Raw genomic sequence first — 19,772 nt, forward strand, 5'->3', positions numbered from 1 at the left:
AAGAAACCCACCGTCCCGGTGGGTGCTCAATGCCGCCGCGCGACCTGTACCTGCGCGGCCGCGGCCTTCGGCGCCTTGCGCCACGAGGGCTCCAGCAGCCGCATGCCCTGCACGCGCTTGGCAGCGACGATTACGTAGGCGGCCCCGAGTATCGGCCACCAGCGCGCGCCCAGCCCGTCCATCCAGCCGTAATGCTCCAGCCAGCGCTCGCTGGCCGCCGCGGGCCGGTAGCAGCCGAAGCTGATCGACTCCAGCTCGAACCCCAGCAGGCGCAGCCAGTCGCGCAGGCGCCCTGGCGTGATGAACTCCCCCACGTCCGGCAGGTAAAGCTGCCCCCCCCCGCCGCAGCGCTGATACAGCCGCGCGCGCCACTGGCGCAGGCCCCACAGGCTCAAGGGATTCAGGCCGCTGATCACCGCCCTGCCCTCGGGCACCAGCACGCGGTACACCTCGCGCAGCGCCGCGTGCGGGTCGACGCTGAGCTCCAGCGTGTGGGGCATGGCCACCAGGTCCAGGCTGCCCTCGGCAAACGGCAGGGCCACGGCCTCGGCCAGCAGGGCCACGGCCGGCGCCTCGGCGGGCGACGCCTCGCGCGGCAGCAATCGCGCCTCTTCGCCGCCCAGCGCCAGCCAGCGGTGCGGCATGCGATTGGCGCGCAGGCCCTGCAGGCCCGGCATGCCGAGCTGCAGCGCGTGGTAGCCGAAGATGTCGGCCACCAGTTCGTCGTAGCGCTCCTGCTCCCAGGCGAGCAGGTAGCGCCCGGGGGGGGAGCCAAACCAGTGGTGTAAACCTATAATTTCGCCGCTCATGAACTTGCTGCCGCTGCCCGCCTTCTCCGATAACTACATCTGGATGCTGCACGACGCTCGCCATGCACTCGTCGTGGACCCGGGCGACGCCGCGCCGGTATTGCAGGCACTGCATGGCATGGGGCTGTCACTGCGGACGATTCTAGTCACGCACCACCATGGCGACCATGTGGGCGGGGTGAACGCCCTGCGCGAAGCCACCGGCGCCGCCATCTACGGCCCCGCGGGCGAGGCGATGCCCGAGCCCATCACGCGCCTGCGCCATGGCGAGGCCGTCACCGCGCTGGGCCTGCGCTTCGCGGTGATCGACGTGCCCGGCCACACTGCGGGGCACATCGCCTATTACTGCGCCGACGTGGACGGCGCACCCCTGCTGTTCTGCGGCGACACGCTGTTCTCGGGCGGCTGCGGCCGCCTCTTCGAGGGCACGCCCGCGCAGATGCAGGCCTCGCTCGATACCCTGGCCGCCCTGCCGGGCGACACGCGCGTGTGCTGCGCCCACGAATACACGCTCTCCAACCTGAAGTTCGCGCGCGCCGTGGAGCCCGGCAACCAGGCCCTGCTCCAGTACCTCGGCCACTGCGAATCCCTGCGCCAGGCGGGCCGGCCCACGCTGCCCTCGCGCATGGACACGGAGCGCGCCATCAACCCCTTTCTGCGCACGCGCGAAGCCACCGTCGCCCAGGCGGCCCACGGCTTCGACGCGCACGTGGATCCGCGCGAACCCGCGACCGTGCTAGCCGCGCTGCGCCAATGGAAGAACGAGTTCCGATGAAAATCCTGCACATCCTGTGGCTGGCCAGCCTGCTGTGGCTGACCGGCTGCGCCACCACCAGCACCCCCAGCGACACCACCTCCTCCGACACCAGCCAGGCCAGCACCGGCGCGACGGCGGTATACCCCTCGGGGCCGCTCTCACCCATCACGGCCGGCACCGCCAAAGGCCGCGCCGTGGCCGGCATCGACGCGCCGTCCGATCTGTGGGACCGCATCCGCCGGGGCTTCGCCATGCCCGACCTGGACACCGACTTGGTGCGCGACCGCGAGCAGTGGTATGCCACCCGGCCCGACTACATGCAGCGCATGACCGAGCGCTCCAGCAAGTACCTGTTCCACATCGTCGAAGAGCTGGAGCGCCGCGGCATGCCCACCGAACTGGCTCTGCTGCCCTACATCGAGAGCGCCTTCAACCCCCAGGCCGTCTCCAGCGCCAAGGCCGCGGGCATGTGGCAGTTCATGCCGGCCACGGGCAGCTACTTCGACCTCAAGCAGAATGCCTTCCGCGACGACCGGCGCGACGTGCTGGCCTCCACGCGCGCTGCGCTCGACTACCTGCAGAAGCTCTACGGCATGTTCGGCGACTGGCACCTGGCCCTGGCCGCCTACAACTGGGGCGAGGGCAGCGTGGCGCGCGCCATCGCCCGCAACGAGAAGCAGGGCCTGGACACCGGCTACACCAACCTGTCCATGCCCGCCGAGACGCGCATGTACGTGCCCAAGCTGCAGGCGGTGAAGAACATCGTGGCCGATCCCGTCCGGTTCAGCACCGAGCTGCCGCTGATCGAGAACCACCCCTACTTCCAGAGCGTGGAGATCACGCGCGACATCGACGTGTCGCTGGTCGCCAACCTGGCGGGCATACGCGAGGAGGACTTCCGCGCGCTCAACCCCTCGCTGCACCGCCCGGTGATCCTGGCCGCGGGCATGCCGCAGATCCTGCTGCCCTGGGACAACGCCCAGGTGTTCCGCAGGAACCTGGAGGCCTACAACGAAGGCCAGTACGCCAGCTGGACCGTCTGGACCGTGCCCAGCACCATGAGCGTATCGGCCGCGGCCCAGCGCGCCGGCATGAGCGAGAGCGAGCTGCGTCAGCTCAACGGCATACCGCCGCGCATGATGATCAAGGCCGGCTCGGCCCTGATGGTACCGCGCGCCGCCACGACGCGCGCCGACGTCTCCAGCCATGTGGCGGACAACGGGCAGATCGCCTTCACGCCCGAGATCGTCACGCGCCGCACCACCGTGCGCGCCGGCAAGCGCGACACCGTGGCCAGCATCGCCCGCCGCTACAAGGTCAGCGCCGCGGACGTTGCCGACTGGAACGACCTGAAGGCCTCCAGCAGCTTCAAGGCCGGCGAACGCGTGGTGATGTACCTGCCCATGCGCCTGACTGCGACGGCGCTGTCGCACTCCCCCGGCAAACGGCAGGCCGGCAAGGCGATTGCCCAGACGGCCAAGGCCAGCCCGGCGCGCAAGGGCGGCACGCCGGCCAAGCGCAAGCGCTGAGCCGCAGGGCTGCGTGGCTACAGGCGCAGCGTGTGCATCCCCATCAGCCCCAGCACGCCGATCACGATCAGGTACAGCGCCACGATGACGTTGAGCAGCTTGGGCATGATCAGGATCAGAATGCCCGCGATCAGGGAAACCAGGGGGCCGATGCTGAGGTGCAGAGACATAGGGTAGGCCTTGTGGAGAGTCGAATCCCGGCGCGGCGCGCCGGCTATCTGCCAACTTTAGCGCGCCCGGGCACCGCCCCATGCGGACCGCGCCACCGTCAGAGCTGGAATTTCTGCTTGGCCTTGCGCACCCAATTGTTGCTGAACGTCTTGTCCAGCGCCACCCGCGCCGCCGCCGACTCCGGTTGCAGCCGCGCCACGGCGCGAACTGCCGTCACGGGGCCATCCTCCGGCATCATGCCATCGGGCGACAGGGTCTCGCGCACCTTGTAGAAAGCCGCCATGTAGCGCGCGCGGTCGCCCAAAAGATAGGACGGCGGCACCACACGCGCCAGATCGGTGGGGCTGGCCGTCTGCAGCCACTTCAGCGCATGCACCAACGCGTTGACGAGCGCCTGCACCTCGGCCGGATGGCTCTGCACATAGTCCTGGGGCGCGTACAGGCAGGCGCCGGGCATCGCTCCGCCGAACATCTCGACCGTGCCCTTGAGCGTACGCGTGTCGGCCAGCAGCCGCACCTCGCCGCGCTGCTCCAGCATGGTGATGAGAGGGTCCGAATGGCACAGCGCATGCACCCGCCCCTGCCGGAGTGCCGTGAGCGCCCCCATGCCGCTGCCCACGCCGACGAAGCGCACCGCATCGAGCGGCACCCCCGACTGGTTCAGCCACAGGCTCGCCAGGAACTGCGTGGACGAATCCAGCGCCGTCACGCCCACGCGCAGACCGCGGAAGCCGGCAATGTCCTTGAGCGGCCAATGGCGCGCCGACGCCACCAGAGCCAGCTGCGGTGCCCGCCCGAGCACGGCCAGGCTGCGGTATGCCACGCCGCGCAATTGCTGACGCACGACATGCTCGAACGCGCCGCAGCACACGTCGGCCACTCTCCCATGCAGCGCCTGCAGCGCCAGTCCGCCGCCGGGATAGTCCATAACCCGGACGTCCAGCCCCTCGTCACGGAAAAACCCCAGCCCCAGCGCCACCGTGAGCGGCAGGTAATACAGCCCCGCCTGCCCGCCCACGGCAATGCGCACCGGCATGGCGGCACCCGGGCGCGACTGCGCGCGCAGCAAAGCGGGCACGCCCAGGGCGGCGGCGGACAATATGCCAAGCCGGCCCAACTGGCGACGGGTAACAGACAGGGGAGACATCCTCGAAAAGCACCAATGAACACCGCATGTTGCAGTGCAGCAATCGTGCCGCATGGACCCTGGTTCGGCATCAGGGTGAACCCTGCCGGGAGACTACGTATGCAGGCCAACGCCACGCGGGCGCTCCGCAGTCATGCACCGGCAGACTGCCTGCGGGTGACAAGAAACAAAAAAGCGCGCAATCTATTTGATAGCGCGCTTTCCCTATGCAGCCTGGTAGGACGTACAAGATTCGAACTTGTGACCAACGGATTAAAAGTCCGGCCTAGCGGGTGTTTGGCAGTGTTGATTGGTGTAGCTATAATCTATGCAAATCAACAGCTTATGCGCTTTTGACAGGGTGCAGGCGTTGATTGGGATTCGCCTGTTTTTGGCAAATCTGCCTACAGATTGCCTACAACCCGCCTACAAGCCGCCATGCCCACAGTGCCCAGCCGCGTCAGACTGACCGCCGCCCGCGTTGAATCCTTCGCCTGCCCGCCGGGCAAGTCCCAGTCCTTCCTGTGGGACACCGTCGCGCCCGCTCTGGCCGTTCGCGCGACACCGACAGGGCGCAAGACTTACACCTTCGAATCGCGCCTGCAAGGCAAGACGCTGCGCCTGAGCATTGGCGACGTGCGCGCCTGGACGCTGGCCGCCGCGCAGGCTGAGGCAACCCGGCTGACGCTGCTGGTGGACAGTGGCACCGACCCGCGCGAGCAAAAGCGCCAGCACGAAGCCGAGCAAGCCGCGCAAGCTGCCGCGCTGGCTGCCCAGGCCGTGACCGTGGGCGAAGCATGGGCTGCCTACCTGGCAGACCGCCGCCCGCACTGGGGCGAGCGCCATTACAGCGACCATGAAGCATTGGCCCGCGCTGGTGGGCAACCTGCCGCCCGTGGCACCCGTGGCCGTGGCGTGACCGTGGCCGGCCCGCTGCACGTGCTTATGTCCCAGCCCTTGCGCGAGCTGACAACGCCCGCCATCGAGGCATGGGCGCAGCGCGAAGGCCAGAGCCGCCCGACCGTGGCCCGCCTGGCCTGGCGGCTGTTGCGTGCCTTCATGGCCTGGTGCAGCGAGCATCCCGACTACCGCGCCGCCGTGCCTGAGCGCAACCCGGCAAAGAGCCGCCGCGCCCGCGAGGCATTGGGCAAGCCCCAGGCAAAGGACGATGCCTTGCTGAAGGAACAGCTTCCCGTCTGGTTCGCCGCCGTGCGAGCCATCCGCAACCCTGCCCAGGCCGCCTATTTGCAAGCCCTGCTGCTGGTGGGCGCCCGGCCCGGTGAGCTGCTGGGGTTGCAGTGGCAGGACGTCAACACCCAGTGGCGCGGACTGACCATCCGGGACAAGGTGGAAGGTGAGCGCGTCATTCCCCTGACGCCCTACGTCTGGCACCTGCTGGCCGGCCTGCCGCGCCGTGGGCAGTACGTGTTTGCCGGCGAGGATGGCGACAAGCCCATGAGCAAGCCGCACAAGGCGCACGCCAGCGCCTGCGCCGTGGCCGGTATCGACGGGCTGACGCTGCACGGGCTGCGCCGCAGCTTTGGCACCTTGTCCGAGTGGCTGGAACTGCCTGCCGGCGTGGTGGCGCAGATTCAAGGCCACAAGCCCAGCGCGACGGCTGAAAAGCATTACCGCGTCCGGCCCCTGGACTTGCTGCGCCTGCACCATGAGCGGCTGGAAGCGTGGATTCTGGAACAGGCCGGGGTGCAGTTCGACGCCCAGGCGGAACCGGGCAAGCTGCGCGCCGTAGTCTGAAAGTTTCGCCCCAGCTAGGCCCGCGAACCGAAGAGCGGGTTTCCCTGCCCGCCTGCTGGGGCACCTTTTTTTCAGGGATGCGCTGAGGGAGGCGCAGATATGACCGATGAAATCCAAGCCCTGCGCCGCGTGGCGCAAATCCTCGCAGGCGTTGCCACGCCGATAGAGCGCCAGAACATCGCCCGCCGCGTGGCGCAAAAAGTCAAAGGCGACGATTCCGAACTGGCGCTTTCGCTGCCCCATGCTGCCGCCTTGTTCTGGCCTGGCGATGCCGAAAAAACAGCCGAGGTGCTACAGCAAATAACGCGGGCGTTTGATGCTGGCGAGCTCGGCGGATTTATCCCGCGCGAGCATCGGCACCTTCTTTTTACTGATTTCATCGTATGGCCGGATTGCCCTCCGATGGCCGCAGATTCGCCGTTGCGCTATTGGGTGCCCGATGCGCCCGTGATGCAGCCCCAGACCCCTGCACCCGCGCCCGTGGTGAACAGCCCCAGCAATGCGCCAGGCAAGGTGTGGACTGATGAAAGGCTGGCCGAGGTAAGCGCATATCGAAAAAAGCACGGCACTAAAAAAACCGCCGAACACTATGGCGTTTCTGAGGCGTTGATTCGGCAAAAACTGCCGGGCGAAAAACCCAAACCAAAGGGCTACAGCGCGTTTACGCATCGCCCGAAATAGCCATAACGGGTTGCGCTGGGGGTTACGCCTGCCGCCCTGAAACCCGCATGAAATAAGGCTTTGCGCACCCGCAATGGGTTGCGCCTTTGACCGCAACGGGGGGTGCGGAAAGCCAATACAGCCATCGCAACAAACCCAAAAGGGATTAAACGATGGCAAACGCAATCACCCCCTTGGCGCAAGAGTCCCGCGCCGCACTGCCGACCCGCGAGGCAGCGCACCACCTGAGCCGCGCACAGCAAACGCTCCGTATTTGGGCCATGACGGGGCACCCCATCCAACCCCTGCGCGTCAATGGCCGCCTGGCCTGGAAAACTGACGACATCCGCCGTCTGCTGGGCGTGGAGGGCGTGTAAATGATCCTCGGTCACAGCAAGCAAAAAGCCCCCGGAGCTACCAACACCGAGGGCTTCCAAAACGTCACACACAAGCGCCGCCATTTTAGCAAAAGCACGGCTACCGAAGCGCAGTACCGGCGCATCATCGAGGCCCTGCGCCGCAGGCCGCACACCAGCTACGACTTGATGACGATTGCCGGCGTGTATCACCCGCCATCGCGCATCTTCGAGCTGAAGGCCAAGGGCTTTCTCATCGACAAAACGACTGTCACGGTCGTTGATCGCGACGGTTACAGCCATACCGGCGTGGCGCTGTACAGCCTTGTTGCCGAGCCGGAAAACGCCGATGCGCTGATCGGGAGCGTCTGACATGGGACGCGACTACAAGCGTTCCAAGGGCGACACAGGGCGCGATGGAGGCGGGTTTGCTGCCATCCCCTGGACAGTGTTTGATTCGCCCGCCTACGCCCGTTTGAGCCATCCCGCAAAGGCTTTGCTGATGGAGCTTGCGCGCCAATTCGTGAGAGACAACAACGGCAAATTGTTGTGCAGCATGGCGCACCTGCGCCCGCGCGGCTGGAAGTCTGCCGACGTGGTGCAGCGCGCCAAAACCGAGCTGCTGGCCGCTGGCTTCATCTTCGAGACCTGCAAGGGCGCGCGCCCCAATCGCGCGAGCTGGCACGCCCTGACCTGGCGCACACTTGACCGGCACAACGGCTACGACCCCGGCGCCCTGGAATCCTTCGAGCGTGGCGCGTACCGCAAAAACGCTCCCCTTATTCCGTCTCCCGGAACAGGGAAGCGCCCTATTGTTCCGTCTCCCGGAATAGAGACACCCGCTCCTATTCCGTCTCCCGGAACAATGCAGGCCAATTTGCCCGGCCCCTCTATTCCGTCTCCCGGAAACCATCTAGATAAGCCATCTGAAGGGGCGAAGGATGAGCAGGCAATCGACTGTCTCCAAGTGCTGTGGGAGCGCGTGGGCTGCCGTGTGACGTGGCGTGACCCATCGTTGCCGACTGCCAGCAAGCGCCCCAGCAAGCGCCGCACGGCACGCAAGACGGAGGGCTTGTCCGCCGCAGTTTGAGCGCTGGCGCCGCTTCCCAGGCCGCGCGCGCTCGTTACCCATGTTTTCACCCATGCCGCGCGGCTGATCCCTTCCCTTTTTCACCATCGGGCGACCTGCCCGGAAAGACCCAACATGACCCAACAACGACTGACTGACCTGGACGGCGTGACCGTCAACGACAACACCGCGTGGATCCATCACGCCGCCGGCAAGCTGCGCCTTGACGCGCCGCCCGTGCCCGCGACCGGCAACTACAACGCCGAGGCCGCCGTCACCCGCGCTGCCCAGGCCTTGCGCGAGCACGGCCCGCGTGCGCTCGAAATCAGGCAATCGAGCGACTGGACGGAGGCCGGGCGACGCAAGGCCGCAGCGCCCGCCGCCCTGGCGTGCTTTTGGAAAATTGCAAGCGCCTACGACGATGCCGAGCGCGCGCTTGAGGCCGCCAATGAGCGCGAGCGCCGCCTGCTGGCCGTGCCAGCACCTGACCTGCGCACGCCCGGCGCCGCCATCCGCGCATGGGAAGCCCGCTCGTTCTTCCGCGACCTGGACAAGGCCGGGAAGCTGCAATTCCTGGCCCGCGTGCAGCAAGGCCACCACGGCGCCGAGGAAGTCCTGGCCGCGCTGATGAGCGGCCCGATGGTGGGGCTTGATGATGACGTGGAGACCGTCCGCACGGCATGGGAGACGCACCGGCGTGAGAGCAACGCCACCGAGACCGAGGCAATCGAGTGCGACCGCCAATCTGCCCGTTGGGCGATGGCTTCGATCCAGGTTATCGGCGTGGCCGCCGCTGAAGCCTTCCAAGGGCTGGCCGAGCCGCTGGAAGTGCTGACCCGCAATGCCAAAGGGCAAATGCCTGAAGGCTTCGGAGCCTTTGGTTTGGCGCCTGACGTGGTGCGCCGCGCCGTCGCCCTGGACGCGCTGAAGGCCGCATAACGTTTAGTCACTACCCAGGCCCTGCCGGCGCAGTTTGACGCGCTGGCGGGGCTGTAAACGGCTGAGAAAGGATCAACCGACATGAGCGAAACCCGCACCACTGCAAGCAATGGGGCTGCACCCCCCCGCTTGCGTCTGCCGCTGGCCAGTGCCGGCGATGTTGCGCGCGAGCTGGCACGGCTGTATCGACAGGCCCGAGCCGGGCAAATGGAGGTGCAGGACGCATCGCGCTTGGCCAACATCCTGCAAATCCTGGCGCGCGTGCTGGAGACAAGCGACTTGGAAGCCCGCATCGAGGAGTTGGAAGCCATCAAGGGCGAAGGGAAGGGGTCAGCATGGGCAACGCACTGAAAACCCGACTGGAGCGCCTTGAGGGCGCCGTAGACCCGCGCGGCTTGTTGCCGACCATCCTGATTGCACCGGACGGCCCTGACGGCGATGCAGCACGCCAGCAAGCGCAGCGACTGCGCCAACAAGGGCACACGGTGATTCTGATTGCCGACGATGCCGACCGGCTCAATGCCGCCGTCGATTGGTTGGAGGGCTTGGTATGAGCATCAAGACCCGTTTGCAGCGCCTGGAAGCTGCCCAGGACGCCCGGCGCCGCTGGCCGCTGGCGTGGCCATCCATCGAGGCCGCCGCCGCTGCCGGCGTGCGTGGCGGCTTCCTGCTGGTGGGCGAAGTCCTGCCGGCTGACGAATGGGCGCGGCTGGCCGTGCCCTACATGCGTCAATTGACTGAAGGACACCATCATGCAATCGAGCATTGAGCGCCGCATCGCCCGCCTGGAGGCGCGATTGTTGGAGACCGAGCCGCCGCGCCTGTTTGTCCTGACCATTGGCCGCGAGCCGCAAGGCTTTACAGCGTGCGCTCCCGTCCTTTGCACCACGGTTGACCGCCTGACCGGCGAGACCTTGGAAGAGTTGGAAAACAGGTGCACCGCGCTGCATCCCGGCGTCATCGTGTGGCGAGCCATAGGAGGTGATACCGATGCGCCATGAACTTGAGAATGTGGCCGCTGCTGCGCTGGCGTGGAACCGGGCCCGACTGCATCGCATTGCCGTCACCAAGCAAAACGCGGATGCTTTGCGATGGGCCACCGTGCCCGAGGTGAACGATGCGCGCAAGGCTGAGGCCACCGCAAAGGCCAGACTGCGCAAAGCCTGCGCCGCTGCTGACCCGGGAAGCCTGACCATTGATGCGGAGGTGCGCGAGCTTGCCGAGGCGCCCGGCGTGCAGATATGGCGCAGCACCTGATCCCGTCATCGCCATCAACCCAGGCCCGCCGCGTGCGGGCTTTTTTGCGCCTGGCCAAGGGTGCGTCACTTTGCCCCCCCCTTGCCCTAGTGCCGGGGTAATCGCGCCTGAGCTGCGATTTTCTGGCTGCGGGCCATCAAGCGCAGCAAGGGCGTGAACCAAACCGGGCTTTTCCCGGTAAGCCCGCTGCACGCGCACGCGTGGAAGCACCACAGTGGCTAATCCGGTAACGTTGCCGGATTTGCCCCCCCGCGCGCGTGGAGTGCCCGCCCTATGCCCAACATAGACCGCGCCCGCTGGTGCAGCGCCTGAGCAGCCCCAGCTTGCCGCGCTTGCCCGCCGCAGAAAAAGCAAAAGTGCCTACAGATTGCCTACAAGCTGACGGCAAACAAAAAGGCCAGCCCCGAAGAACTGGCCTAAGTGCTTGATTTGATTGGTAGGACGTACAAGATTCGAACTTGTGACCAACGGATTAAAAGTCCGCTGCTCTACCAACTGAGCTAACGTCCCCCGCCTGCTGGCTTGCTGCAGCAAAGTCGCACATTATAGCGTGCTTTCAGGGTTTGCCAGACAGTCCGTCCAATACCCAACCGGCGGCGCACTGGCCGAAGGTGGCCGTCACGGCCACGGAGGAGCCATAGCCGTGGCAATTCAAGGTGCCGTCCCCTTCCTGCACGGCGCAGGATGCATGTGGCGGGGCCACGGCCTCCCTGCTGAATACGCAGGCAATGCCCATGCGCCTGCCGTCCCGGGCGGCGCCATGCTCCCTGCGCAGGCGGTAGCGCAGTTGGGCGAGCAATGGGTCGTGCGTGGTGTGGGCAAGGTCGTCCACGTCGACCTTGTGGGCCAGCCGCTTGCCGCCCGCCGCACCCACGGTGATGAAAGGCCGGCGGTTCTGGAGCGCCCACGCCGCCATGGCGGTCTTGGCCCTGACCTGGTCGCAGGCGTCGATGACGGCGTCCACCGGGCCGGGCAGGATGGCGGGCCAGTTCGCGGGTTCGACGAATTCCTCGACGCACTCGACACGGCATGCGGGGTTGATGAGCGCGATGCGCTCTGCCATGGCATGGACCTTGGCCTGGCCCAGCGTCGTGCTCAGGGCGTGGATCTGGCGGTTGATGTTCGACTCGGCCACATGGTCCAAGTCGATCAAGGTCAGCCGTCCCACGCCGCTGCGCGCCAAGGCCTCGGCAGCCCAGGAGCCCACCCCGCCGATGCCGACGACGGCGACATGGGCCGCGCGGATGCGGGTCGAGCCCTCCACGCCGAACAGCCGGGCCAGGCCGCCGAAGCGGCGCTCCAGGTCGGCCGGCTCGTGCACAGCAGTGCTCACTTCAGGCGCGCCAGGCGTTCCTTGGCGGCAGCGGCGGCCTCGGACTGAGGATAGGCGCGCAGCAGGTCTTCCAGGGTCTTGCGGGCGGCGCGCGTGTCCTTCAGCTCGATCTGGCAGTTGGCGATCGACAGCGCCGCCTCGGGCGCGCGCGCATGGTCGGGCGCGGCCGCCAGCAGCCCCTTGAAGTTGGCGATGGCTTCCTTGTAGTCGCGCGTGGCGTACTGCGCGTTGCCCAGCCAGAAGCGCGCCGACGGCACGTAGCCCGATTGCGGGTACTGGCGCACGAAATTGCCGAACGCCGTGGCCGCCTCGGGAAACTTGCCCGAACGGAATACCGCCAGGGCGGCTTCGAAATCGCGCTTTTCCGCCGGGTCCGCGCGGAACTCGCGCCCATCGACGTTCACGGCAACGGGCTCGAACTGGCGCAGCCGCTCGTCCACGCCGCGCGCCATGTCCTTCTGCCGGCGCTGCAGTTCAGCCACGTCGCGCAGCAGCTGCTCATTCTGCCCGCGCAGGCTCGCCTGCTCGGTGCGCAGCGCCTCGATCTGCGCCTGCAAGTCCAGCAGGCTGCGCCGCAGCTGCGAGACCTCGTCGCCCGAACGCTCGCCAGCGCGCTGGTTGGCCTGCTGCAGCGCATCGACGCGCTGGCGCAGCTCCAGAATGGCACGGCGCGCCTCATCGTCCCCAAACAGCGCGTGGCTGGGCATGGCCCAGGTGGCAGCGGCCGCGAAGACCACGGTGCTCAGCACGCGCGAGCGATGGGGAAAAGACATGCGCGCGGCCATCAACGGTACGACAGTTCGACGCGGCGGTTCTGCGCGAAGGCGCTCTCGCTATGGCCTTGCGCGGCCGGCTTTTCCTCGCCGTAGCTCACGGCCTCCATCTGGGCATCGGGCACGCCCAGCAGCGCCAGGGAACGGCGCACGGCCTCGGCGCGCTTCTGGCCCAGCGCCAAGTTGTATTCGCGGCCGCCGCGCTCGTCGGTGTGGCCTTCGAGCATGACCTTGCGTGCGGACGAGGCCTTCAGGTAGCGCGAGTGGCCTTCGAGCACCGACTGGTATTCCGGCTTGACGGTGAAGCTGTCGAAGTCGAAGTAGATGATGCGCGCCACGCCCACGGGGCCGCCGGCCTCGCGGCCGGACTGGGTCAGATCGACCGGCGCGACGCCGCTCTGGCTCGTGCCGCCGGAATTGGCACCGGGCACGGTGGAGGTGGCGCCCTTGTCCTCGACCGGAACATCGTCGAGCTTCACGCCGGAGCTGCAGCCCGCCATGAGGGCGGCGATGGTGAGTGCAAGCGAAACGCGCTTGAAGGAGGATTGCTTCATTGTGAACGTCCTGGAAAAAGGGGTTTGAGAGACTAAAAACGCATCATTGCTTCTGGAATGGCCCCCAGTCGGGCTCGCGGATGTCCCCGCCCTGGCCGGCCAGGCGGGCCTTGATCTTGCCGTCCAACGTGGTGGTCATCAGGGCCTCGCGGCCCTGCTGCTGGGTGGCGTACAGGATGAGGCGGCTGTTGGGCGCGAAGCTCGGGCTTTCATCGGCGCTGGAGTCGGTCAGCGCCGTCACGGAGCCCGACCTCAGGTCCATCACGTGCAGCTTGAAGGCGCCGCCCACGCGCGAGATGTAGGCCAGCCACTGTCCGTCGGGGCTGATGGCCGGCGATATGTTGTAGGCGCCGTTGAACGTGACGCGCTCGGCATTGCCGCCGCCGGCCGCCACGCGGTAGATCTGGGGCGAGCCGCCGCGGTCGCTCACGAAGTAGATGCTGCGGCCGTCGCTCGAAAACGCCGGCTCGGTATCGATGCCGCTGCTTTGCATGAGGCGGCGCGGCTCGCCGCCATTGGCGTCGATGGTGTAGAGCTGCGAGCCGCCGTCGCGGCTCAGCGTCACGGCCAGGGTGCGGCCATCGGGCGACCAGGCGGGCGCGCTGTTGGAGCCGCGGAAATTGGCGATCAGCCGGCGCCGCCCCGTGGCCACGTCGTGCACGTAGACCACGGGCTTGCGCGACTCGAACGACACGTAGGCCAGCTGCGCGCCCGAGGGCGACCAGGCCGGCGAGATGATGGGCTCAGGGCTGGACAGCGCCGACTGGGCGTTCTCGCCATCAGCATCGGCCACCCACAGGCTGTAGCGCGCGCCCACCTTGGTCACGTAGGCGATGCGCGTGGAGAAGACGCCGCGCTCGCCCGTGAGCTTTTCGTAGATGAAGTCGGCGATGCGGTGGGCCACCAAGCGCAGGTCCGCCTGCGTGACGGTGAAGCTCTGCCCGCCCAGATCCTGGCCCTTGACCACGTCCCACAGGCGAAAGCGCACGTCGAAACGCCCATCGGCCAGGCGCGTGACGCTGCCGGTGCTCAGGGCGTCGGCCTTGCGCTGGCGCCACTGCGACAGGTCGGGGCGCGAGGTCTCGTCGAGCGCCACGCCCGTGGCATCGACGCCGGTGAAGCGGCCGCTGCGCTCCAGGTCGGCCTGCACGATGGCGGAGATTTTTTGCGGCGACTGCGCCTCGCCGCGCAGGGGCGCGATGGCAATGGGCAGCTGCGTCAGGCCCACGCCCGTGATCTCTACGCGGAATTGCGCGAGCGCCGGGAGGGTGGAGCCGGCGGCCAGGGCCGCAACGGCGTGGCGCCGCGACAGGGGCAGCAGTGTGCTGGGAAGGGAGGTGGATGGAGGAGTGCGGTCAATAGTCATTGGCAACCGTCGAATAACCGTCAAACAACCGTCGGATGGCGGTCAACACAAGCGCGCATGTTACACATAGCGTAGCGCGCCCTGTGACAAACTGTGCCGACCGGCCATAGCCGAAACGTAGAATCCGCCCCTCATGCAAGACTCGAATCATAGCGCGACAAAGACTGGCTCGCCGCAGGCGGTGCAGCCTCTTTCGCTGCTGGCCCGCTTGCGGCGCCTGCACACGTACTTCGGCCACCAGCGCCTGGCGTGGGCCATGGCCCTGCTGGCCACCGTGGTGGCGGCCGTCACCGAGCCCCTGATTCCCGCTCTGCTCAAACCCTTGCTCGATCAGGGCTTCACAGAGGGATCGCTGCAGCTGTGGATGGTTCCCGTGGCGATCATCGGCGTGTTCCTGGTGCGCGGGCTGGCGCAGTTCACCAGCCAGTACGCGCTGACGCGCATCGCCAACGAGGGCATGCTGCGGCTGCGCACCGCCCTGTTCGAGCGGCTGCTGGCAGCCGACATGCGCCTGTTCCGCCACCAATCGGCCAGTGCCCTGTCCAACACCGTGGTGTACGAGGTGCAGACCGGCTTCACCTCGCTGGTGCAGGCGCTGGTCGGCCTCTCGCGCGACGGCTTCACACTGGTGGCGCTGCTAGGCTACCTGGTCTACCTGAACTGGCAGCTCACCCTCATCGTGGCGGTGCTGGTGCCGGGCGTGGCCTGGGTCATGAAGGCTCTGTCGCGGCGCCTGTACAAGATCACCAAGAGCAGCCAGCAGGCCACCGACGACCTGGCCTACGTGGTCGAGGAGAACGTGCTGGCCCATCGCATGGTGCGCCTGCACGGCGCCCAGGCCGGGCAGGGCGAGCGCTTCGACACGCTCAGCCAGAAGCTGCGCCGCCTGGCCATCAAGTCCACGATCGCCTCGGCCGCCATGACGCCCACCACGCAGCTGCTTTCGGCAGGCGCGCTGTCCACCGTGATCTGCATCGCCCTGTGGCAAAGCCACGGCCATGGCGTCAAGGACGTGACCGTGGGCGGCTTCGCCTCCTTCATCGCCGCCATGCTGATGCTGATCGCCCCCATGCGCCGCCTGGCCGACGTGGCCAACCCCATCACGCGCGGCGTGGCGGCGCTAGAGCGCGGCCTGGTGCTGCTCAGCGACACGCCGGCGGAGTCGGGCGGCAGCCATGTCGCCGCGCGGGCCCGGGGTGCGATCAGCCTGCGCGATGCGAGCGTGCGCTTCGACGCCGAGCACGCGCCCGCCCTGGATGCCGTGAGCCTGGACATCCACCCCGGCGAGGTGGTGGCCCTGGTGGGACCGTCGGGCGCCGGCAAGACCACACTGGTGAACCTGCTGCCGCGCTTCGTCACGCCGAGCGGCGGCCAGGTGCTGCTCGATGGCGTGCCGGTGCAGGACTGGGACCTGGACTGCCTGCGCGCGCAGTTCGCCATGGTGAGCCAGGACGTGGTGATGTTCAACGACAGCATCGCCGCCAACGTGGCGCTGGGCGCCCCCGTCGACGAGCAGCGCGTGCAGCAGTGCCTGGCAGCGGCCAACCTGGCCCAGCACGTGGCCGCCCTGCCCCAGGGCATGCACACGGTGGTGGGGCACAACGCCACGCAACTCTCGGGCGGCCAGCGCCAGCGGCTGGCGATCGCGCGGGCGCTATACAAGGACGCCCCGGTCCTGATCCTGGACGAGGCCACGTCGGCGCTGGACACGGAGTCCGAGCGCCTCGTGCAGGAGGCACTGCAACGCCTGATGCGCGGGCGCACCACGCTGGTGATCGCGCACCGCCTGTCCACCATCGAGCACGCCGACCGCGTGGTGGTGATGGAGCGTGGGCGCATCGCGGAGCAGGGCACGCATGCCGATCTGGTGGCCGCGGGCGGGCTGTTCGCGCGCCTGCAGGCGCACGGCTCCTGACGTAAAAACGATAGCTGCCAGCGCTTTTGCACCAAGCGCCAGCGGCCAAAAACACTCAAAAATCAGCAGATGCGCGCGATGCAGGCGCCGGCCGCCTGGTAGCTGCCCGCGGCCGCCTGCAGCGTGATGCGGCCGGCGCGGTGCGCGGCGACCTGCATCTCCATCTTCATAGCCTCCATGACGGCGATCACGTCGCCTTCCCGCACCGCGTCGCCCTCCCCCACCTTCCAGGCGTGCAGGTTGCCTGCGATGGGCGAGGCGACGGCCGCTTCGTCGGTGCTTTCCTGCGCCGCGGGCGCTGCTGCGGCGGCGCCACCGCCCGCCGACGCCAGACCCTGCAGCAGCGCGGCCGGCAGGCCCAGCTGCATGCGGCGCCCGTCGATCTCGATGGTGCAGCGCACCAGCGCGGCATCCGGCTGGGGCTCGGCGCGCGCGGCGGCCGCAAGGTCGTTGGCGAAGGCGGTCTCTATCCAGCGCGTGTGCACCTTGAAGCCGTCGGCGCCGGTGAAGTCCGCATGCTCCATCACGGCGCGGTGGAACGGCAGCACGCTGGCCACGCCCTCGATGCGGAACTCGGCCAGCGCCCGGCGCGCGCGCGCCAGCGCCTGCTCGCGCGTGGCGCCGGTCACGATGAGCTTGGCCATCAGCGAATCGAAGGTGCCGGGCACGATCGATCCCGCCTGCACGCCGCTGTCCACGCGCACGCCCGGGCCCGCGGGCGGGTCGAAGCGCGCCACCTGCCCGGGCGTGGGCAGAAAGCCCCGGCCCACGTCCTCGGCGTTGATGCGGAACTCGATGGCGTGGCCCAGCGGCGCGGGCGTTTCGGCTATGGACAGCGGCAGGCCGTCGGCCACGCGCAGCTGCTCGACCACGAGGTCCAGGCCCGTGGTCTGCTCAGTGACCGGGTGCTCGACCTGCAGGCGCGTGTTCACCTCCAGGAACGAGATCGCTCCGCTGCCCGAGAGCAGGAATTCCACCGTGCCCGCGCCTTCGTAGCCCACCTCGGCGCAGATGTCGTGCGCAGCCTGGTGGATGCGCTGGCGCTGCACGTCGGTCAGGAACGGCGCGGGCGCCTCCTCGACGAGCTTCTGGTTGCGCCGCTGCAGCGAGCAGTCGCGCGTGCCCAGCACCACCACCCGGCCATGCCGGTCGCCCATGACCTGGGCCTCGATGTGGCGCGGCCTGTCCAGGAACTGCTCGACGAAGCATTCGCCGCGCCCGAAGGCCGCCGTGGCCTCGCGCACGGCCGACGCATACAGCTCCGCCACCTCGTCCATGCGCCACGCGATCTTCATGCCGCGCCCGCCGCCGCCGAACGCGGCCTTGATGATGATGGGCAGGCCATGCTGCCCGGCAAAGGCCAGCACCTCGGCCGCGTCCTTGACGGGCTCCGGGGTTCCCGCGACCAGCGGCGCCCCCACCTTCAGCGCGATCTTGCGCGCCTCGACCTTGTCGCCCAGGCGCGCGATCGCCCGGGGCGACGGCCCTATCCAGGCCAGGCCCGCATCCATCACGGCCTGCGCGAAGGCCGCGCTCTCGGACAGGAAGCCGTAGCCGGGGTGCACGGCGTCAGCGCCGCTCTTTCGCGCGACGTCCAGCAGCTTCGCGATGTGCAGGTAGGTATCGGCCGGGCGGTCGCCATGAAGGCCGTAGGCCTCGTCGGCCATGCGGACGTGCAGGGCGTCGATGTCGGCATCGGCGTACACGGCGACGGACTGCACGCCGTAGTCGCGGCAGGCACGCACCACGCGCACGGCGATCTCGCCTCGGTTCGCAATCAGGACTCTTTTCATGGCATTCAGCATTCGATGGCCTCGAAGGGCCGTATGGGATGGAAGCGCACCCAGGCGTTCACGGGGATCTGGCCCGCGCGGTCCAGGTGGTGCGGCGCGACGCAGGCGATCACCGGGTAGCCGCCGGTGAGCGGGTGGTCGGCCAGGAACAGCACGGGCTGGCCGCTGGCGGGCACCTGGATGGCGCCCGTGGGCGTGCCCTCGCTGGGCAGCTCCTGGGTGATGGCGCGCGCCAGCGGCACCTCTCCCGCCAGCCGCAGGCCCACGCGGTTGGACTGGGGCGTGACGCGCCAGCGCTGGCGCGCCAGCAGCTCCAGGGCCTCGGGCGTGAACCAGTCGGCGCGCGGGCCCGGCACCACGTCGAGCACCACGTCCTCGTGCACGCTGGGCAGGTCGTCGGGCGGCAGCTCGGCATCGCCCACGACGGCGCCGCGCGCCACCGCGCACAGCGCCAGCACGTCGCCCGCCGCCAGCGCGGGCGGGCCCACATGCGCCAGGGTGTCGGTGCTGCGGCTGCCGAGCACGGGCGCCACGTCGAAGCCGCCGCGCGCGGCCACGTAGCAGCGCGTGCCCGCGGCGGGCTCGCCGACGGCCAGCTCATCGCCATCGGCCAGCGCCACGGCCTGATAGCGCGGCACGTGCCAGCGCGCGCCGCCGGCGGTGGCCAGGGTGAGGGGCGCATCCGCGCCGGTCACGGCCACCACGGTGTCGCCACGGCTGCGCAGGCGCAGGCCGCCGCCCACGGTCTCCAGGCAGGCCATGCCGGACGGGTTGCCCACGAGCCGGTTGGCGGTGCGGCAGGCGCCCTGGTCCAGCGCGCCGGAGGCCGACACGCCCTGCCCCGCCTGGCCGGGCCGGCCCAGGTCCTGCAGCAGCGTGAGCAGGCCGGGCGAGCGCACTTCGAGCGCCGGTCCGTCCGCCGCCACGGGCGCCGCGGGTTTGGCATGTTTTGGGGCTATAGCGCTCTCCAGTTCTGCGCGAGCAGCTTCCGAAAGCGTAGCAATATCGACGAAGCGCACCTGGAAGCCCGGCTGCAGCAGCGCAGGCACCGGGCGCTCCAGGTCCCACATCGCCAGCGGCGTCGTGCCGATGATCTGCCAGCCCCCGGGGCTGGCCTGCGGGTACACGCCGCTGAACCGACCCGCCAGGCCCACGGCGCCCGCGGGGATGCGCGTGCGCGGCGTGGCGCGGCGCGGCACGTCCAGGCTTTCGTGGCCGCCCGAGAGGTAGGCGAAACCCGGCGCAAAGCCCACGAAGGCCACGCTGTAGGCGCTGCCGGTGTGGCGGCGCACCAGTTCCTCGCGCGTGATGCCCAGCATCTGCGCCACCTCGGCCAGGTCCTCGCCGTCGTAGCGCACGGGGATTTCGACCAGGATGCCGCCGCGCCGCACCTGCTGCGACAGGTCGCGCGCGGCAATGGCGCGCACCAGCCGCGCGGTGTCGGTGGCCGAGGGCGAGAACTGCACGAGGATGGTGCGCGCCGCGGGCACCAGCTCCAGCACGCCGGGCAAGGGTTCGCGCTGCAGCGAGGCCAGCAGGGCCAGGGTCTGGTCCAGGTCGGCCAGCTCCACGAGCAGCGCGTTCAACGATACGGGCAGAAAACGCACCTG

Annotated in this window: 23 protein-coding genes and 1 tRNA gene; 14 read left to right on the forward strand and 10 right to left on the reverse strand. The window is 68.5% G+C overall.

Features of this window, described 5'->3' with window-relative positions:
- Positions 1-26: 26 nt before the first annotated feature.
- Entirely contained in the window at positions 27-809 is a 783-nt protein-coding gene (locus ALIDE2_RS15685; RefSeq protein WP_013518587.1) for a class I SAM-dependent methyltransferase, read from the reverse strand.
- Here ALIDE2_RS15685 and gloB point away from each other — a divergent pair.
- Positions 808-1,584: a hydroxyacylglutathione hydrolase gene (gene gloB / locus ALIDE2_RS15690; RefSeq protein WP_041701029.1), complete on the forward strand. Its 777-nt coding sequence runs from the start codon at positions 808-810 to the stop codon at positions 1,582-1,584. The two genes, ALIDE2_RS15685 and gloB, sit on opposite strands and share 2 nt — an antisense overlap.
- Positions 1,581-3,095, forward strand: coding sequence for a transglycosylase SLT domain-containing protein (locus tag ALIDE2_RS15695; RefSeq protein ID WP_013722556.1), 1,515 nt, complete (start codon positions 1,581-1,583; stop codon positions 3,093-3,095). Before gloB ends, ALIDE2_RS15695 begins: the two co-directional genes overlap by 4 nt.
- Positions 3,096-3,112: 17 nt before the next feature.
- Here ALIDE2_RS15695 and ALIDE2_RS24565 read toward each other — a convergent pair whose 3' ends face one another.
- Both ALIDE2_RS24565 and ALIDE2_RS15700 read right to left on the reverse strand, forming a co-directional pair.
- The gene (locus tag ALIDE2_RS24565; RefSeq protein WP_013518584.1) at positions 3,113-3,265 is read right to left on the reverse strand and encodes a DUF3096 domain-containing protein; all 153 of its coding nucleotides are present in this window, start codon (positions 3,263-3,265) and stop codon (positions 3,113-3,115) included.
- A gap of 98 nt (positions 3,266-3,363) precedes the next feature.
- Positions 3,364-4,413, reverse strand: a complete 1,050-nt coding sequence (locus ALIDE2_RS15700) for an ABC transporter substrate-binding protein (RefSeq protein WP_013722557.1) — start codon at positions 4,411-4,413, stop codon at positions 3,364-3,366.
- A 417-nt stretch (positions 4,414-4,830) separates the two neighbouring features.
- On the opposite strand from ALIDE2_RS15700, the gene ALIDE2_RS15705 reads away from it, so the two are divergent.
- The 11 genes from ALIDE2_RS15705 to ALIDE2_RS15745 all read left to right on the forward strand — a co-directional run bounded on the left by ALIDE2_RS15705 (position 4,831) and on the right by ALIDE2_RS15745 (position 10,428).
- A complete protein-coding gene (locus ALIDE2_RS15705; RefSeq protein ID WP_013722558.1) occupies positions 4,831-6,147 on the forward strand; it encodes a tyrosine-type recombinase/integrase in 1,317 nt (438 codons plus the stop codon).
- Between the two features lie 99 nt (positions 6,148-6,246).
- Positions 6,247-6,828: a hypothetical protein gene (locus tag ALIDE2_RS24570; protein ID WP_013722559.1), complete on the forward strand. Its 582-nt coding sequence runs from the start codon at positions 6,247-6,249 to the stop codon at positions 6,826-6,828.
- A 152-nt stretch (positions 6,829-6,980) separates the two neighbouring features.
- Positions 6,981-7,184: a hypothetical protein gene (locus tag ALIDE2_RS15710; protein ID WP_013722560.1), complete on the forward strand. Its 204-nt coding sequence runs from the start codon at positions 6,981-6,983 to the stop codon at positions 7,182-7,184.
- A complete protein-coding gene (locus ALIDE2_RS15715) occupies positions 7,185-7,535 on the forward strand; it encodes a helix-turn-helix domain-containing protein (protein ID WP_013722561.1) in 351 nt (116 codons plus the stop codon). It abuts the gene before it with no gap.
- Position 7,536: 1 nt separating this feature from the next.
- Positions 7,537-8,253: a hypothetical protein gene (locus ALIDE2_RS24575; protein ID WP_013722562.1), complete on the forward strand. Its 717-nt coding sequence runs from the start codon at positions 7,537-7,539 to the stop codon at positions 8,251-8,253.
- A 147-nt stretch (positions 8,254-8,400) separates the two neighbouring features.
- Positions 8,401-9,171, forward strand: a complete 771-nt coding sequence (locus ALIDE2_RS24070; RefSeq protein ID WP_049791336.1) for a hypothetical protein — start codon at positions 8,401-8,403, stop codon at positions 9,169-9,171.
- An 81-nt stretch (positions 9,172-9,252) separates the two neighbouring features.
- On the forward strand, positions 9,253-9,522 hold the full coding sequence (locus ALIDE2_RS15725) for a hypothetical protein (RefSeq protein ID WP_013722564.1): 270 nt from the start codon (positions 9,253-9,255) through the stop codon (positions 9,520-9,522).
- A complete protein-coding gene (locus tag ALIDE2_RS15730; RefSeq protein ID WP_013722565.1) occupies positions 9,507-9,725 on the forward strand; it encodes a hypothetical protein in 219 nt (72 codons plus the stop codon). The genes ALIDE2_RS15725 and ALIDE2_RS15730 overlap by 16 nt, the downstream gene beginning before the upstream one ends.
- Complete coding sequence (locus tag ALIDE2_RS15735) at positions 9,722-9,940, forward strand: hypothetical protein (protein ID WP_013722566.1); 219 nt, start codon at positions 9,722-9,724, stop codon at positions 9,938-9,940. Before ALIDE2_RS15730 ends, ALIDE2_RS15735 begins: the two co-directional genes overlap by 4 nt.
- Positions 9,924-10,172, forward strand: coding sequence for a hypothetical protein (locus tag ALIDE2_RS15740; RefSeq protein ID WP_013722567.1), 249 nt, complete (start codon positions 9,924-9,926; stop codon positions 10,170-10,172). The genes ALIDE2_RS15735 and ALIDE2_RS15740 overlap by 17 nt, the downstream gene beginning before the upstream one ends.
- A complete protein-coding gene (locus tag ALIDE2_RS15745; protein ID WP_013722568.1) occupies positions 10,162-10,428 on the forward strand; it encodes a hypothetical protein in 267 nt (88 codons plus the stop codon). The genes ALIDE2_RS15740 and ALIDE2_RS15745 overlap by 11 nt, the downstream gene beginning before the upstream one ends.
- A 434-nt stretch (positions 10,429-10,862) precedes the next feature.
- Here the strand turns inward: ALIDE2_RS15745 and ALIDE2_RS15750 are convergent.
- The 5 genes from ALIDE2_RS15750 to tolB form a co-directional block, all read right to left on the reverse strand.
- A tRNA-Lys gene (locus ALIDE2_RS15750) sits at positions 10,863-10,938 on the reverse strand.
- Between the two features lie 46 nt (positions 10,939-10,984).
- Complete coding sequence (locus ALIDE2_RS15755; RefSeq protein WP_013518503.1) at positions 10,985-11,749, reverse strand: tRNA threonylcarbamoyladenosine dehydratase; 765 nt, start codon at positions 11,747-11,749, stop codon at positions 10,985-10,987.
- An 8-nt stretch (positions 11,750-11,757) separates the two neighbouring features.
- Positions 11,758-12,546, reverse strand: coding sequence for a tol-pal system protein YbgF (gene ybgF, locus ALIDE2_RS15760; RefSeq protein ID WP_013518502.1), 789 nt, complete (start codon positions 12,544-12,546; stop codon positions 11,758-11,760).
- Positions 12,546-13,088, reverse strand: a complete 543-nt coding sequence (gene pal / locus ALIDE2_RS15765; RefSeq protein ID WP_013518501.1) for a peptidoglycan-associated lipoprotein Pal — start codon at positions 13,086-13,088, stop codon at positions 12,546-12,548. The genes ybgF and pal overlap by 1 nt, the downstream gene beginning before the upstream one ends.
- A 43-nt stretch (positions 13,089-13,131) precedes the next feature.
- Positions 13,132-14,454 (reverse strand): Tol-Pal system beta propeller repeat protein TolB, encoded by a 1,323-nt coding sequence (gene tolB, locus ALIDE2_RS15770; RefSeq protein WP_013518500.1) that lies wholly within the window; start codon positions 14,452-14,454, stop codon positions 13,132-13,134.
- A 133-nt stretch (positions 14,455-14,587) separates the two neighbouring features.
- Between tolB and msbA the strand changes: the two genes are divergently transcribed.
- Positions 14,588-16,369 (forward strand): lipid A export permease/ATP-binding protein MsbA, encoded by a 1,782-nt coding sequence (gene msbA / locus ALIDE2_RS15775; RefSeq protein WP_013518499.1) that lies wholly within the window; start codon positions 14,588-14,590, stop codon positions 16,367-16,369.
- Positions 16,370-16,431: 62 nt separating this feature from the next.
- On the opposite strand, the gene ALIDE2_RS15780 is transcribed toward msbA, so the two are convergent.
- Entirely contained in the window at positions 16,432-18,162 is a 1,731-nt protein-coding gene (locus ALIDE2_RS15780; RefSeq protein ID WP_041701564.1) for an acetyl/propionyl/methylcrotonyl-CoA carboxylase subunit alpha, read from the reverse strand.
- A 5-nt stretch (positions 18,163-18,167) separates the two neighbouring features.
- Complete coding sequence (gene pxpB, locus ALIDE2_RS15785; protein WP_013518497.1) at positions 18,168-19,769, reverse strand: 5-oxoprolinase subunit PxpB; 1,602 nt, start codon at positions 19,767-19,769, stop codon at positions 18,168-18,170.
- Between the last annotated feature and the right edge of the window lie 3 nt (positions 19,770-19,772).

The organism is Alicycliphilus denitrificans K601, assembly GCF_000204645.1.
Taxonomy (GTDB): Bacteria; Pseudomonadota; Gammaproteobacteria; order Burkholderiales; family Burkholderiaceae_C; genus Alicycliphilus; species Alicycliphilus denitrificans.